Source organism: Herbiconiux sp. L3-i23, from assembly GCF_023734115.1.
In the GTDB taxonomy this organism is placed as follows: domain Bacteria; phylum Actinomycetota; class Actinomycetes; order Actinomycetales; family Microbacteriaceae; genus Naasia.
The window spans coordinates 3,125,452-3,139,861 of record NZ_AP025737.1; the positions used below are offsets into that span (position 1 = coordinate 3,125,452).

Genomic DNA, 14,410 nt, shown 5'->3' on the forward strand with positions numbered 1-14,410 from the left:
TCGTGAGCCGCTCGCGGGTGCTTGCCGCGGCCGTCGTCGCGACGATCACGATGCTGTCGGGTTTCGTCGCCGCACCGGCCGCGACCGCGGCCGACGGTTCTCTCGGGTTGGTCTTCGCGCCCGAGAACTCCGGACTCTCGCGGCCGGGGGAGCCGCTGGTCGTGTCGGGCACCGTCACGAACCAGTCCGACCGTCCGCTCGCGCCGAGTGTCATCGAGGTCGGCGTCGTGGCCGACACGGTGGGTCGGGACGGCCTCGACGAGGCGTACGCGGAGCCGGCCGGGGCTCGGACGGAGATGATCGCGACGATCGAGACCCCGCCCCTTCCCGTTGCGGGAAGCGCTCAGCTCAGCGTGACCGTACCCCCGGAGACCCTCGACGCGGTGCTCGCCGGCACCGGCTGGGGCGCACACCCGGTGGTCACGAGCGTGCAGGGCGACTCCGAGAACGCGAGCGTGTCCGCGCTCGTGCGACTCGACGGAGAGGGTCCGCGCGCCGAGATCTCGATCGTGCTGCCGATCACCGCGCCTCCCGGTGTCGACGGCATCATCGCGGCCGAGACCCTCGAGGAGTACACGGGCCCGAGCGGGGTGCTGACCCGGAAACTCGACGCGGCCGCCGATCCGCGGGTGGCGCTCGCCCTCGATCCGCGCATCCTCGCCTCCATCCGAGTGCTCGGCACGCGCGCCCCGGCGAGCGCCGTCGAGTGGCTGCAGCGACTGGAATCGCTGTCGAACGAGGTGTTCCCGTTGCAGTACGGCGACGCCGACGTCTCACTCGAGCGCGCGGCCGGTTCTCCGTCGGTGCTGCAGCCCACGTCGTTCGCCTCGGTGCTCGATCCGGCGGACTTCCCGGCGGGGCCGGCGACACCGACCCCCACTCAGACCGGTACCCCGACCCCGACCCCGTCCGTCTCGCCGACGGAGGGGGCGCCGCAACCCACCCTGCCGACCGTCGACGAGCTCTTCGCCTTCGACTACACGGCCACCGACATCGCCTGGCCGGCGGCCGGGATCGTCGGCGCGGACGACCTCTCCTTCGCCGGGCAGGCGGGATACGACCGCTCCATCGTGTCGGCCGAGCAGCTCGACGACCCCGCCGCCGGTCCCGTCGTCGCCGTCGACGGCAGCACCGTCCTCGTCGCCGACACCGCCTCGACCGACCTCTCCGATGCCGTCTTCGCGCTCGGCAGCGCCGACGGCCGGTTCACCGCGAGCCGCGCCGCCGCGTCGCTCGCGGTGTCGGCGCAGGACAGCGGCAGCGGCGCCCTTCTGCTGCCGCTCAGCCGCTCGGCCTCGACGACGACCGACATCGAAGGCGCGCTGAGGGCCATGCTCGCTCTCCCGTGGCTCGCCTCGGTGAACTTCGAGTCCCTGGTCGCGTCGCCCGGTCCTGACACCGCCCTCGCACCCCTCGAGGATCCGCGTGTGGAGACCGCGAGGACCCTGCTCGCCGAAGAGGCGGCGGTGTCGTCGTTCTCCAGCGTGCTGGCCCAGCCCGACCTGCTGACCGGCGCAGCCCGCCTCGACCTGATGACGGCGCTCGGCGCCGGCTGGGCCGACGATCCCGACGGCTGGCGCACCGCGGTGGGCACTCTCCGCAGCCGCACCAGCGAGATCCTCGGCGCGATCTCGATCGACCCGAGCAGCCAGATCAACGTCGCCGGCTTCACCGCCGACACCCCGATCTACATCTCCAATGCGCTGCCCTACCCGGTCACAGTCCAGGTCCAGCCGCGCTCCAGCAACGGACGTCTCGTCATCTCGGGCGCCACCGCGACGATCGACGCCGGTTCCACCCAGCGCGTGCCGCTGCAGGCCCGCGCGATCGGAAACGGCCGAGTCACCGTCGAGGTGCGCATGACCAGCCCGACGGGGGTGGAGATCGGGACCACCCGCTTCATCCAGCTCGACGTGCAGCCGTATTGGGAGACCGCCGGCATCGCCGTCATGGGCGTGCTGGTCGCCGGGCTGCTCGGCTTCGGCACCTATCGCAGCATCCGCCGCCGGCGCTCCGCCACCGCGGCGGCGCCCGCCGGAGACGACGGCGCGGGCGACCCGGCGGACCGGACGTGAGCGGTATCGGGAGGGCGAGCGCCTTCCTCGCCTCGGGCACCGTCGTCTCGCGGCTGCTCGGATTCGTCAAGATCTTCGTGCTCGCCCAGGCGATCGGCGTCGTGAGCGTCAGCGGCGACGCGTTCAGCACCGCGACGATGGTGCCGAACAGCATCTACGCCATCATCGGCGGCGGTCTGCTGAGCGCCATCCTGGTACCGCAGATCGTCCGAGCGAGCAGGGCGGAGGACGGCGGCGCCGCCTACATCAACAAGTTGGTCACCGCCGCTCTCGTCGCATTCATCGTGGTGACCGTCATCGCGACGGCGTGCGCTCCTCTGCTGGTGTCGCTGTTCGGGGCCAAGAGCGCGGGGCTCGCCACCGCCTTCGCCTACTGGAGCATCCCGCAGGTCTTCTTCCTCGGTCTCTACGCCGTCCTCGGCGAGGTCCTCAACGCCCGCCGCTCCTTCGGTCCGTTCACCTGGGCACCGGTCGCCAACAACATCGTCGGCATCGGCGCTACCCTCGCCTTCATCGCCCTGTACGGCTCCGACGCGGGCGGGCTCCGCACCGCCGGGGAGTGGACCCCGGACATGGCCGCCGTCCTCGCCGGAGGCGCGACCCTCGGCATCGCCGCGCAGGCCCTTCTGCTGTTCTTCTTCTGGCGCCGGATCGGGCTGCACTACCGCCCCGACTTCCGCTGGCGCGGTGTCGGCCTCCGCTCGGCTGGCACCGCCGCGGGATGGACGCTCGGGATGCTGATCGCCACCCAGGTCGCCGGAATCATTGAGACCCGGGTCGCGAACATCGCGTCCGGCGATGGAGCCAGCGTCTTCGCCCTCTCCACCGCCTGGCTCATCTTCATGCTGCCGCACTCCATCATCACCGTCTCGGTGGTGACCGCCTTCTACACGCGGATGAGCGAGCACGCGGCCCGCGACGACATCGCCGCGCTGAAGCGGGACGCCGCGCTCGCCCTTCGGTCGGTGTCGGTGCTGCTGGTTCTCGCCTCCGCCGGAGTCGTCGTCGTGGCCATGCCCTTCGCCCGCGTCTTCACCACCTCATTCGGCGATGTGTCGCAGCTGGCCGCCGTCGTCATGGCCTACGGGGTCGGTCTCGTCCCGTTCTCGCTCCTCTTCGTCGTGCAACGGGTGTTCTACTCGCTCGGCGACACCCGCACTCCCTTCGTGTTCACGATCGTGCAGGTGATCGTGGTCATCGCCGGCGTGCTCGGCTGCGCCCTCCTCCCTGGAGACCGCATCGCCGTCGGGATCGCCGCCGTCGTCTCCGGAGCGACCCTGATCCAGCTGATCGTCGCGTCCGTCCTGCTGCACCGTCGCATCGGCTGGGCGGCAGTGGGGGTGCCTCGCGCCCTGCTCACCGACCTCGGAGCGGCGCTTCCGGCCGCCGTCGCCGGATACCTCCTTCTCGTCCAGCTCGGCGGCACGACGTCGTCGGGATTCGCGATGAGCTCGATCCCCGCCGCCATCGCCACGATGATCGCAGTCGGAGCCGCGATGAGCGTCGTCTACGGGCTGTTCCTGGTGGTCCTGCGGTCACCGGAACTCCGAACCGTGCTCGCCGTGCTGCCCGGTCGTCGGCGACCCTGAGAGAGCCCCGCACCCGGCCCGGGGTGTGGAATAGGCGGTCGGTAGAATCCGTTTCATCGGGTGGGTCCGAGAGGGCCCTGATCCCCGGCCGCGAGGCCGTCGGGACAAGTGGTTCAGAACAAGGAGTTCGCATGCGTCAGATGATCATCATCGGATCGGGCCCTGCCGGGTTCACCGCCGCTGTCTACGCGGCGCGCGCGGAGCTCGAGCCGCTCGTGATCGCCAGCTCGGTCGAGATCGGCGGTGAGCTGATGAACACCACCGAGGTCGAGAACTTCCCTGGATTCCCCGAGGGCATCATGGGGCCCGACCTGATGGAGAAGATGCAGGCCCAAGCCGAGCGCTTCGGCGCCGAGATCGTCTACGACGACGTCACCTCCGTCGACCTGACCGGCGAGGTCAAGAAGGTCACGCTCGGCTCCGGCGAGGTCCACGAGGCCCTCTCCGTCATCGTCGCGACCGGATCCGCCTACCGCAAGCTCGGCCTCGAGCACGAGGACCGCCTGAGCGGCTACGGCATCTCCTGGTGCGCCACCTGCGACGGGGCGTTCTTCCGCAAGCACGAGATCGCCGTCGTCGGCGGTGGCGACTCCGCGATGGAGGAGGCCAACTTCCTCACCCGCTTCGCCGACAAGGTCTACGTGATCCACCGTCGCGACTCGCTGCGCGCATCGAAGATCATGCAGCAGCGCTCGTTCGACAACCCGAAGATCGAGTTCCTCTGGAACAGCGAGGTCGCCGCCATCCACGGCGACACCCAGCTGAGCGGACTTACCCTCCGCGACACCCAGGACGGCAGCGAGCGCGAGCTCGAGGTCACCGGCCTGTTCATCGCAGTCGGCAACGACCCGCGGGTGCACCTGTTCCACCAGCAGCTCGACCTCACCGTCGAGGGCACCATCGCGGTCGAGGGGCGCTCGTCGAAGACGAACCTGCCCGGTGTGTTCGCCGCCGGCGACGTGATCGACCCGACCTACCGTCAGGCCGTCACCGCTGCCGCATCGGGCACCGTCGCCGCCCTCGACGCCGAGCACTACCTCGCGTCGCTGCCCGAGGAGCTCCTGAAGAGCGCGGTCGGCGCCGTCGACGAGGGATCCGCTCCCGTCGCGGGCAGCACCGTCGACACCGAGGGCGAGCTCGTCGCCCGCGCGTAACCTTCCGAACCATCGCCGTGCAGGGCACGGCTATACACTGAGCCAGTCGCAAGGAGAGAAATACACATGTCCAGCCTCAAAGAGGTTTCCGACCAGACGTTCGACCAGGACGTCCTGAACTCGGGCAAGACCGTCATCGTCGACTTCTGGGCCGAATGGTGCGGCCCCTGTCGTGCGGTGGGCCCGATCCTCGAGCAGATCGCCGTCGAGAACAGCGACAAGATCGAGATCGTCAAGCTCAACGTCGATGACAACCCTCAGACGGCGGCGAAGTACCACATCACCTCCATCCCCGCGATGAAGGTGTATCAGGGCGGCGAGGTCGTGAAGAGCGTCATCGGCGCGAAGCCCAAGCCTGCACTCGAGTCGGAACTGGCAGCATTCCTGGCCTGACCGACGGTAGCTTTCGACCCGCTCGGCATCAGCCGAGCGGGTCTTTTCTTTTCTATCCGCCCACTATCGTCGTGAAGAGGCCCTGCGGTCAGCCCGCAGGCCCTTCGCCTGAATCGAGGAGACCGTGTCCGACACCGCCGGCAGTCGTGGAACCAATCTCGACCCCTGGTACGACCTCTACGCAGAGCGCACGTCCGGTCTCGCGGCATCCGAGGTGCGTGCGCTCTTCGCCGTCGCATCGCGGCCCGAAGTGGTCTCCCTCGCCGGTGGCATGCCCTATGTCTCCGCACTGCCGGATTCCCTGATCAGGGGCGCTTTTTCCAGCGTGATGACGGATGTGGGCCCGACGGCGCTGCAGTATGGCTCGGGGCAGGGCGTGCCCGCGCTGCGTGAGCGCATCCTTGACGTCATGGCCGAGGAGAGCATCTCGGCGAGCGTCGACGACGTGGTGACGAGCACCGGTTCGCAGCAGGCCATCGACATGGTCGCGAAACTGTTCCTCGACCCCGGTGACGTCGTTCTGGCCGAGGCTCCGAGTTACGTCGGTGCGATCGGAGTGTTCCGCTCGTACCAGGCGAAGACCGTCCACGTCGCGATGGATCAGGACGGCCTCATCCCCGAGGCGCTCCGCGAGGCGATCGCGCAGCAACGGGCCCTCGGGCGCACGATCAAGTTCCTCTACACGATCCCCAACTTCCACAACCCGGCCGGGGTGACCCTGTCGGCCGAGCGCAGGGTCGAGATCCTCGAGATCGCGCGCTCGAACGGCATCCTCGTCATCGAGGACAACCCGTACGGCCTCCTGTACTTCGACGAGGCGCCCCCGCCGCCGATCCGGTCACTGGACGAGGAGGGCGTCGTCTATCTCGGCTCGTTCTCGAAGACGCTCGCACCCGGCTTCCGAGTCGGGTGGGCGGTCGCACCGCATGCGATCAAGGAGAAGCTGGTGCTCGCCGCCGAGTCGGCCATCCTCTCGCCGAGCTCCTTCAACCAGCTGGTGGTCAGTCGCTATCTCGAGACGGCGGACTGGCGCGCGCAGATCGACACCTTCCGCGGCGTCTACCGTGAGCGCAAAGAGGCCATGATCGGCGCCCTGGGGGAGTTCCTGCCGGAGCTGTCGTGGAACGACCCGTCCGGTGGCTTCTACGTGTGGGTGACCCTGCCCGAGGAGCTCGACTCGAAGCAGATGCTGCCGCGCGCGGTCACCGAGCTCGTCGCCTACACACCGGGCACCGCCTTCTTCGCCGACGGGACGGGACGCAACGCGATGCGCCTGTCGTTCTGCCACCCGACCCCTGACCGGATCCGTCTCGGAATCCGGCGCCTCGCCAACGTCGTCGGCGGTGAGCTGTCGCTGCTCGACGCCTTCTCGGGCACCGGGTCGCTTCGTGTCGTCGACGACGAGCGCCATGTCGTCAGCCCGCCGCCGGACCTCGGCTGAGAGAGAGATCACCGATGCCAACACCTGCACGTCGCGCCTTCGTCCTCGCCGGCGGGATCTCGCACGAGCGCGAGGTCTCGTTGCGCTCCGGCCGTCGAGTCGCCGACGCTCTGACGAGCGCCGGTTGGCACGTCGAGATCCTCGAGCCCGACGCCGGACTCCTCGGACGCATCACCGACGAGCGCCCTGACGTCGTATGGCCAGCACTGCACGGCGCGAGCGGCGAGGACGGCGCCCTCCGCGCGCTACTCGCGACCACCGGCGTCCCCTTCGTCGGCTCCGATCACCGCGCCGCTCGGCTGGCGTGGGACAAGCCGGTCGCGAAGACCGTCGTCGCGAACGCCGGGGGAGTGACGCCCATCGGTGTCGCGCTCTCGCGGGACAGCTTCCGTGAACTCGGTGCCCCGTCGGTGCTCGAGGTCGTGCGTCGCAGCTTCCCGATGCCGCTCGTCGTCAAGCCCGCCCGCGGCGGATCCTCGCAAGGCGTCACCATCGTCCGGGACGCCGATGCGCTCTCCCGCGCGATGGTCGAGGCGTACACCTACGGCGACGACGCGCTGGTGGAGCAGTTCGTCCCGGGAGTCGAGATCGCGGTCGGCGTGATCGACACGGCAGACGGCGCACGCGCGCTGCCGGCGGTCGAGATCGCGCCGGTCGACGGTGAGTACGACTTCGAGGCTCGCTACAACGCGGGGGAGACCCGCTTCTACACTCCGGCCCGTATCTCCGAAGCAGCGGCCACCTCGGCGTCGGAGCTGGCGTTGCTGGCGCACCGGAGCCTGGGGCTGCGACATCTCTCCCGAGTGGACATGATCGTCGGCGAAGACGGCAAGGTCTGGTTCCTCGAAGCGAACGTCTTCCCCGGTCTCACCGAAACATCGACAGTGCCGCAGGCGATCAGAGCGACCGGTGCTCAGCTCGCCGACGTCTACAGCCGTATCGCGGAGTCGGCCATCACGAACCTGTGACACGTTTCACGTGAAACGTCGCCTCAGCTGTGAGTCGAGGCGACGTCGGTGCGAACCGGGCGCTGACGAACTCGATGCGCTCCTTCGTGGCTACGCAACCCCATCTGGTCATTGAGAAGGCGGTCTACGGCCGTCGCGAAGTGACGACCTGCAGCTTCCCACACCGCCGCACCCGGAGCTCATGTCGCATCGTGACGGGCCTGGCGGCCCTCCTCAGCGACCGGGGGAGCCCGCTCGTTGAGCGAAGCGATACGCAAGGCGAGACGCGCTGCATCCGGTCATTGAGGAGGCCGCCCACGGCCATCGCAAAATGACATGAGCTGCAGATCTCCAGGCGTCGCACCCTGGAAACTCGTGTCGCATCGCGGCCGGCCTGACGGCCCTCCTCCGCGACCAGGGAAACCCGCTCGTTGAGCGAAGCGATACGCAAGGCGAGACGCGCTGCATCCGGTCATTGAGGAGGCCGTCCACGGCCGTCGCGAAATGACGACAGCTGCAGCTCTCCGCGGCCGCGCACCCGAATTCAGGTCGCATCCCGACCGGCCTGCCGGCCCTCCTCGGCGACCAAGGAAGCCCGCTCGTTGAGCGAAGCGATGCGCAGGGCGACGCGCGGTGCCTAGGTATCGCTTCGCTCAACGGGCGGCAGAGCGCGCATCCGGTGATTGAGGAGGCCGTCCACGGCCGTCGCGAAATGACATGACCTGCAGCTCCCCACACCGGCGCACCGGAGACTGATGTCGCATCGCGACGGGCCTGGCGGCCCTCCTCAGCGACCAAGGGGAGCTCGGCACGCACCTGGTTACTGAGGACCCGTTCACGGCCGTCGCGAAATGACGGGAGCTGCAGATTCCCACAGTGGCGCATTCCGGGAACTCGCGTCGCATCGCGGCCGGCCTGGCGGCCCTCCTCAGCGACCAAGGGGATACCCGCTCGTTGGTCATACAGGGGGCCGCCCGCGGCCGTCGCGAAACGACATGACCTGCAGTTCCCCACACCGGTGAAAGCGAGACTCATGTCGCATCGCGACGGGCCTGGCGGCCCTCCTCAGCGACCAAGGGGATACCCGCTCGTTGAGGGAAGCGATGCGGAGGGCGAGGCGCGGTGCCTACGGATCGCTTCGCTCAACGGGCGGCCGGGTGCATGCGGTCATTGAGGAGGCCGTCAACGGCCGTCTCGAAATAACATGACCTGCACTTCCCCACACCGACGCACCCGGAGACTCACGTCGCGTCGCGACGGGCCTGGCCGCCCTCCTCAGCGACCAAGGGGATCCCGGCGCGCACCTGGTCATTGAAGAGGCCGCCAACGGCCGTCAGGAAATGACATGACCTGCAGATCTCCGCGGCGGCGCATCCTTCAGCTCGTGTCGCATCGCAACCGGCCTGGCGGCCCTCCTCAGCGACCAGGGGAGCCCGCTCGCTGAGCGGAGCGATACCGAGTGAGGGGCGCGCGGCCCGCGTATCGCTTCGCTTAACGAGCGGCAGCGTGCACCCGGTCATTGAGGAGGCCGTCTGCGGCCGTGATCGGTCGCTTTCGCATCGCGACGAGCCTGATGGCCCTCCTCAGCGACCAGACGTCGGGTAGCCCGCTAGCGCGCAGCGGGAGCGCAGTGCACATGGTCGCGGACGGCCGGTGACAGGTGCACCAGCATGGCTGCGGTGCGTCCGGGGAGTGGCGCCCGGTTTCACGTGAAACACCGCAGCCCGACAGGGGGGCGAGGCGCGTTTCACGTGAAACGTCAGGCCGGGAAGCCGTCGTCGCCGAGTTCGCGGAGGATGCGGTTGAGGTCGGCGACGGTGGCGAAGTCGATGACCACACGACCGCGATTCGCACCGAGCGTGACCTTCACCCGGGTGTCGAGACGATCGCCGAGTCGCTCGCCGATCTCATCGAGCTGCGCATGCCGCTTGCCGGCAGCGGTCGTCGCCTTCTTCGGCTTCGCCTCCCGTGACGCGGTCGCCTCGGTCGCTCGCACGGACAGATCCTCGTTGACGATCTTGTCGGCCAGCTCGGTCATCGCCTGCTCGTCGTCTCCGAGGGAGAGGATCGCGCGCGCGTGACCCGCCGTCAGCACGCCGGAGGCGACGCGACGCTGCACCGGCTCCGGAAGGCGAAGCAGGCGGATGGTGTTGGTGATCTGCGGCCGCGAACGACCGATGCGCGTGGCCAGCTGATCCTGAGTGATCCCGAAGTCGGCGAGCAGCTGCTGATACGCCGAAGCCTCTTCGAGGGGATTCAACTGCGAGCGGTGCAGGTTCTCGAGTAGAGCGTCCTGCAGCATCGCGTCGTCGGAGGTCTCGCGCACGACCGCGGGGATGGTGCGCAGACCCGCGCGCTTCGATGCGCGGAGGCGACGCTCGCCCATGACCAGCTCGTACTTCGAGTCGCCTTCGACGCTGGCCCGGACGACGATCGGCTGAAGCACACCGTTCTCGCGCACCGAGATGACCAGCTCATCGAGCGCCTCAGGGTCGAACTCCTTGCGCGGCTGCAACGCGTTCGGGCGGATCTCGTCGACGGGAATGCTGGCGAGGCGAGCACCCGGCACCGCCACGAGCTGCTCGCCCGGCTCCGAGGCCGCCTTGTCCGAGGAGGGGAAGAACACGTCGACCGGGCGCGCTGCACCTTCGTCGCTGGTGGGGATGAGGGCGCCGATTCCGCGGCCGAGGCCGGTTCGCTTCGGTGTTGCCATCAGGATGTTGCTCCTCGTCGTGCGATTTCGGCTGCGGCCTCGAGATAGGACAGCGAGCCGGGGGAGTTGGTGTCGTAGCTGATCACGCTCTGGCCGTAGCTCGGAGCCTCCGAGATGCGCACGGACCGCGGGATGATCGTCGCCAGCGTCTCCTTCGGGAAGTGCTCGCGCACATCCTGTGCGACCTGGTTGGCGAGGTTGGTTCGCGCGTCGTACATCGTGAGCAGAATGGTCGACACCCGCAGACGCGGGTTGAGGTGCCGTTCGATCAGCTCGATGTTGCGCAGGAGCTGGCTCAGCCCTTCGAGTGCGTAGTACTCGCACTGGATCGGAATGAGCACCTCGCGTGCGGCGACGAACGCGTTGATCGTGAGCAGACCGAGCGACGGCGGGCAGTCAATGAAGACGTAGTCGTACATGCCATCCTCTTCGAGGTAAGCATGCAGGGCGGTGCGCAAACGCTGCTCGCGGGCGACCAGTGAGACGAGTTCGATCTCTGCGCCGGCCAGGTGAATGGTCGCCGGAACACAGAACAAACCGGGGAACTCGGGGCTGCGCTGCACGACCTCGTCGATGGAGGCGTCGTTGACGATCACGTCGTACACGCTCACCGTGTCGGCCCGGTGCTCGACTCCGAGCGCGGTCGACGCGTTGCCCTGCGGATCGAGGTCGATCACCAGCACGCGGGCGCCCGAGCGCGCAAGCGCTGCCGCGAGATTGACGGTGGTGGTCGTCTTACCGACGCCGCCCTTCTGGTTCGCGACGGTGAAGATGCGCGTCTCAGCCGGCTTCGGCAGCGTCCCGACCTCGAGAGCCTGACGGCGCCGGGTGATATCGGCGAGCTCGCGAGCAAGCGGTGTACTGCTGTCGAAAGCAGCGGGGGAGGCAGCACCGAGCGCGCCGGAATCGGATTGTTTCACGTGAAACCCTTGGCGGTGAGAAGAAGAGCTGGGGGTCCGAGCCGAGTCGCCGGAGTCAGTCCACTCTAGCTCTGAACACCCGCGTCGACTCGATCGGCGTTCCGTCGCCCAGCACTTCCACGCGAGGATCGGACAGGCGGTGGCGGGAGATGACCTTGGCGGCTTTCGCGACCTCCTGGTCCACTGCCGCGCCTTTCAGAAGCACCAGCTCACCACCCGGGCGAACCAGGGGAGCGGTGATCGGAATGAGCTTGGACAGCGCGCCGACGGCCCGGGCGGTGACGACATCGAAGGAGCGGCTGACCCCGAGGTCTTCGGCGCGCGCTCGACGCACGTCGACGTTCTCGAGTCCGAGCGACTGCACCTGCTCGCTCAACCAGTCGGTGCGACGCTCCATCGGTTCCACCAACGTGAAGTGCACGTCGGGTCGCGCGATGGCTAGTACGAGACCGGGCAGTCCGCCACCGCTGCCGATATCCGCTACAGAGCCCTGCATCAGCGGGGCGAGGAGGGCGGAGTTGAGAACGTGCCGCGACCAGAGTCGGGGGAGTTCGAGGGGACCGATCAAACCGCGGAGCTCACCCTGATCGGCGAGGTTATCGGTGAAGCCGCGCGCGACGTCGATCCGCTCGCCGAACATCTCAGCGGCGTAACGCGGCTCCGCCTCGAGCGTTTCACGTGAAACCACTCGGCGCTCAGCGAGTGAGGACGATGTGCCGGTCGCGCGACTCGCCTTCGGACTCCGAGGTCAGACCACGTTCGGCAATGAGGTCATGCACGATCTTGCGCTCGTAGGAGGTCATCGGATCGAAGTCCACGCGAGCTTCGCCTGCATCGAGGCGGGAGATAGCGTCGTCGACCAGCAGGGAGAGCTCGCGACGACGGGCCTCTCGGCTGCCGCCGATGTCGAGCACCAGACGGGAGTACTCACCCGTGCGGGCCTGAACCACGAGACGCGTGAGCTCCTGCAGAGCGGCCACCGCATCGGGAGTCGCCAGCACGGCGAGCTCAGCCGGTGACTCGGATTCGACACTGATGGTCGTCCGCCCGTCAGTGACATCGATGTCGATGTCGCCGCCGAGGTCGCAGATGTCGAGCAGTTCTTCGATGTAGTCGGCGGCGATGTCGCCTTCGTCCACGGTCGTGGGGGCTTCGGTCACTTCTTGGCTCCAGACTTCTTCGCGCGGTTCTTGCCGACCGGCTGCTGACGCTGCGCCGGCTTCGGCGCCACGATCACCTCGGCCTCGGTGGTCTCGCCCTTGGGCAGCTTGCCCTTCTTCGCGAGGCGAGCCTCGCGCGCCTTGGCTGCGTCGGAGCCAGGCGTCGGCATGTTGCGGATGACGAGGAACTGCTGGCCCATCGTCCAGAAGTTCGAGGTGAGCCAATAGAACATCACGCCGAGGGGGAAGCTGACACCCGAGACGGCGAAGACGAGGGGGAGGATGTAGAGGAGGATGCGCTGCTGACGGAACATCGGGCTGTTCTTCGCCTCGGGCGCCATGTTCTTCGAAACGATCTGAAGCTGGGTGATGAACTGGGAGGCCGTCATCAACACGATCATGACCACGGCCACGACCCGGACTTCCCAGCTGGACGTGCCGACGAAGGTATCGTGCAGAGGAGCCACCCCGAACAGTGTGGCGTCACCGAACTGCCGCGCGAGGTTCTCGTTGAGGAACCCCACGCCGACCTTCGAGTTCTGCGCATCGTTGAGCACGGAGAAGAGACCGAAGAAGATCGGCATCTGCAGCAGCAGCGGCAGGCAGGAGCTCAGCGGGTTGGTACCGGTCTTGCGGTACAGCTCCATGGTCTCGCGGGACATCGCCTCGCGGGAGAACTGGTCGCGCTTGCCCTTGTACTTGTCCTGGATCTTCTTCAGCTGCGGCGCCACCTCGAGCATCCGCCGCTGGCTCTTGATCTGCCGCACGAAGATCGGGATGAGCGCGGCGCGCACGACGATCACGAGACCGACGATCGACAGCACCCACGTCAGTCCGGCCGCGGGGTCGAGACCGAATGCCGACCACATCGCGTGGAACGCCACAAGCAGGAGCTCGATCACCCACTTGATCGGCCACAGGATGATGGAAATGGGATCCACGGGTCAGACCTTTCTCGTGGCACCGACGACGAAGCCGAACGGCGTTACTTGGTAGCGGAAGCGCCGCCTACGGGGGACATCGTCGACGCCGCCGGCTGCCCACGGATGGCAGCGGCATACGCGGGCGGCGGCGAGTGCGGAACCGGCGATGGCGCCGTGTTCCTGCACGGACTCGAGGGCGTACCTCGAGCAGGAGGGGTAGTAGCGGCACACATCGCCGTACAGCGGCGAGATGGCGGCGCGGTAACCCCGCAGAAGCAGGACGAGCAGGTTGCGGGGGAGAAGGATCGCCCCAACGGCGACCCTTCTCATCGTGATCTCCCTAGTGCCACAGCCGATACCTCGTCCTGAAGGCTAGTCCAGTCCGCTGTGACGGAGGAGGGAAGAGCGCGCACCACGATGTCGGCCGGCGGCATGCCTTGGTCGACCAGGGAACGGGCGATCGCCTTCAGACGGCGGCGTACCCGGTTGCGCACCACGGCGCCACCGAGCTTCCGCGTGACGATGAACCCGAAGCGGGCGTCGTCGGTGGTCGCCGCAGCGACGGAGATCACGGTGAACCGACCGGCACTGCGGCGACCCCGGCGTGAGACACGACGGTAGTCAGCGCCGGTGATGATCCGGTTCGCCCGCGGCAACAACTACGCGGAGAGTTCGGTGCGGCCCTTGCGACGACGCGCGGCGAGGATGGCGCGGCCGGCGCGGGTGCGCATGCGCAGACGGAAGCCGTGGACCTTCGCGCGGCGACGGTTGTTCGGCTGGAAGGTTCTCTTGCTCATAGCGGTGCTCCAACAGGATCGGGAAAGTTCGTGGGCGCCCGCGTACGCAATCCGGGAGACCCTGCCCGGCGGCAGCTCCTAAGAAGAGCAGGCCCGGCGCGGACAACTGGTTAAAAATACGCGCTCGAGCGCTCGTGGTCAAACGACACCACCGCGAGAGATCGAGCCTAGGCCTCGAGCCCCCGACCTCCCGGCTGCGACCCGCCGTATTCCTCGAGGAGGATTTGATTAGCGCCGCATGCCTGATTAGCGTGAAACAGCACGCCGAAGCGCGTCCGACGAGCAACCGTGTGCGAGC

14 protein-coding genes are annotated in these 14,410 nt (G+C 68.0%); 6 read left to right on the plus strand and 8 right to left on the minus strand.

What is annotated here, in order from left to right:
* Window positions 1-17: 17 nt before the first annotated feature.
* From NGH83_RS14930 to NGH83_RS14955, 6 genes are all read left to right on the plus strand, one after another.
* Window positions 18-2,075, plus strand: coding sequence for a DUF6049 family protein (locus tag NGH83_RS14930; protein ID WP_251857035.1), 2,058 nt, complete (start codon window positions 18-20; stop codon window positions 2,073-2,075).
* Window positions 2,072-3,664 carry a murein biosynthesis integral membrane protein MurJ gene (gene murJ / locus NGH83_RS14935; RefSeq protein ID WP_251857036.1) on the plus strand — a complete coding sequence of 531 codons (1,593 nt, stop codon included), beginning with the start codon at window positions 2,072-2,074 and terminating at the stop codon, window positions 3,662-3,664. The genes NGH83_RS14930 and murJ overlap by 4 nt, the downstream gene beginning before the upstream one ends.
* Before the next feature lie 131 nt (window positions 3,665-3,795).
* The gene (trxB, locus tag NGH83_RS14940) at window positions 3,796-4,818 is read left to right on the plus strand and encodes a thioredoxin-disulfide reductase (protein WP_251857037.1); all 1,023 of its coding nucleotides are present in this window, start codon (window positions 3,796-3,798) and stop codon (window positions 4,816-4,818) included.
* 66 nt (window positions 4,819-4,884) lie between these two features.
* The gene (trxA, locus tag NGH83_RS14945; RefSeq protein WP_251857038.1) at window positions 4,885-5,211 is read left to right on the plus strand and encodes a thioredoxin; all 327 of its coding nucleotides are present in this window, start codon (window positions 4,885-4,887) and stop codon (window positions 5,209-5,211) included.
* A 124-nt stretch (window positions 5,212-5,335) separates the two neighbouring features.
* Window positions 5,336-6,652 carry a PLP-dependent aminotransferase family protein gene (locus NGH83_RS14950; protein ID WP_251857039.1) on the plus strand — a complete coding sequence of 439 codons (1,317 nt, stop codon included), beginning with the start codon at window positions 5,336-5,338 and terminating at the stop codon, window positions 6,650-6,652.
* Between the two features lie 14 nt (window positions 6,653-6,666).
* Entirely contained in the window at window positions 6,667-7,620 is a 954-nt protein-coding gene (locus tag NGH83_RS14955; RefSeq protein ID WP_251857040.1) for a D-alanine--D-alanine ligase, read from the plus strand.
* A gap of 1,738 nt (window positions 7,621-9,358) precedes the next feature.
* On the opposite strand, the gene NGH83_RS14960 is transcribed toward NGH83_RS14955, so the two are convergent.
* Genes NGH83_RS14960 through rpmH form a run of 8 tightly spaced genes read right to left on the minus strand, consistent with a single transcriptional unit; the run spans window position 9,359 to window position 14,112 of the window.
* The gene (locus tag NGH83_RS14960; protein ID WP_251857042.1) at window positions 9,359-10,312 is read right to left on the minus strand and encodes a ParB/RepB/Spo0J family partition protein; all 954 of its coding nucleotides are present in this window, start codon (window positions 10,310-10,312) and stop codon (window positions 9,359-9,361) included.
* Window positions 10,312-11,232 (minus strand): ParA family protein, encoded by a 921-nt coding sequence (locus NGH83_RS14965; protein ID WP_305881788.1) that lies wholly within the window; start codon window positions 11,230-11,232, stop codon window positions 10,312-10,314. Before NGH83_RS14965 ends, NGH83_RS14960 begins: the two co-directional genes overlap by 1 nt.
* 55 nt (window positions 11,233-11,287) lie before the next feature.
* Complete coding sequence (gene rsmG / locus NGH83_RS14970; RefSeq protein WP_251858551.1) at window positions 11,288-11,872, minus strand: 16S rRNA (guanine(527)-N(7))-methyltransferase RsmG; 585 nt, start codon at window positions 11,870-11,872, stop codon at window positions 11,288-11,290.
* Window positions 11,873-11,927: 55 nt separating this feature from the next.
* Entirely contained in the window at window positions 11,928-12,392 is a 465-nt protein-coding gene (locus NGH83_RS14975; protein WP_251857043.1) for a R3H domain-containing nucleic acid-binding protein, read from the minus strand.
* The gene (yidC, locus tag NGH83_RS14980; RefSeq protein ID WP_251857044.1) at window positions 12,389-13,333 is read right to left on the minus strand and encodes a membrane protein insertase YidC; all 945 of its coding nucleotides are present in this window, start codon (window positions 13,331-13,333) and stop codon (window positions 12,389-12,391) included. Before yidC ends, NGH83_RS14975 begins: the two co-directional genes overlap by 4 nt.
* A gap of 3 nt (window positions 13,334-13,336) precedes the next feature.
* Window positions 13,337-13,645 carry a membrane protein insertion efficiency factor YidD gene (gene yidD, locus NGH83_RS14985; protein ID WP_251857045.1) on the minus strand — a complete coding sequence of 103 codons (309 nt, stop codon included), beginning with the start codon at window positions 13,643-13,645 and terminating at the stop codon, window positions 13,337-13,339.
* Window positions 13,642-13,974: a ribonuclease P protein component gene (gene rnpA / locus NGH83_RS14990; protein ID WP_371872700.1), complete on the minus strand. Its 333-nt coding sequence runs from the start codon at window positions 13,972-13,974 to the stop codon at window positions 13,642-13,644. The genes yidD and rnpA overlap by 4 nt, the downstream gene beginning before the upstream one ends.
* Entirely contained in the window at window positions 13,975-14,112 is a 138-nt protein-coding gene (gene rpmH / locus NGH83_RS14995; RefSeq protein ID WP_022881903.1) for a 50S ribosomal protein L34, read from the minus strand.
* Window positions 14,113-14,410: the final 298 nt, after the last annotated feature.

Excerpts from the sequence above, each read along its gene's own strand:
- trxB (WP_251857037.1), top strand. The coding sequence starts at position 3,796 with ATGCGTCAGATGATCATCATCGGATCGGGCCCTGCCGGGTTCACCGCC.
- NGH83_RS14960 (WP_251857042.1), bottom strand. The coding sequence starts at position 10,312 with ATGGCAACACCGAAGCGAACCGGCCTCGGCCGCGGAATCGGCGCCCTC.
- rpmH (WP_022881903.1), bottom strand. The coding sequence starts at position 14,112 with ATGAGCAAGAGAACCTTCCAGCCGAACAACCGTCGCCGCGCGAAGGTC.
- rsmG (WP_251858551.1), bottom strand. The coding sequence starts at position 11,872 with ATGTTCGGCGAGCGGATCGACGTCGCGCGCGGCTTCACCGATAACCTC.
- trxA (WP_251857038.1), top strand. The coding sequence starts at position 4,885 with ATGTCCAGCCTCAAAGAGGTTTCCGACCAGACGTTCGACCAGGACGTC.
- yidD (WP_251857045.1), bottom strand. The coding sequence starts at position 13,645 with ATGAGAAGGGTCGCCGTTGGGGCGATCCTTCTCCCCCGCAACCTGCTC.
- NGH83_RS14955 (WP_251857040.1), top strand. The coding sequence starts at position 6,667 with ATGCCAACACCTGCACGTCGCGCCTTCGTCCTCGCCGGCGGGATCTCG.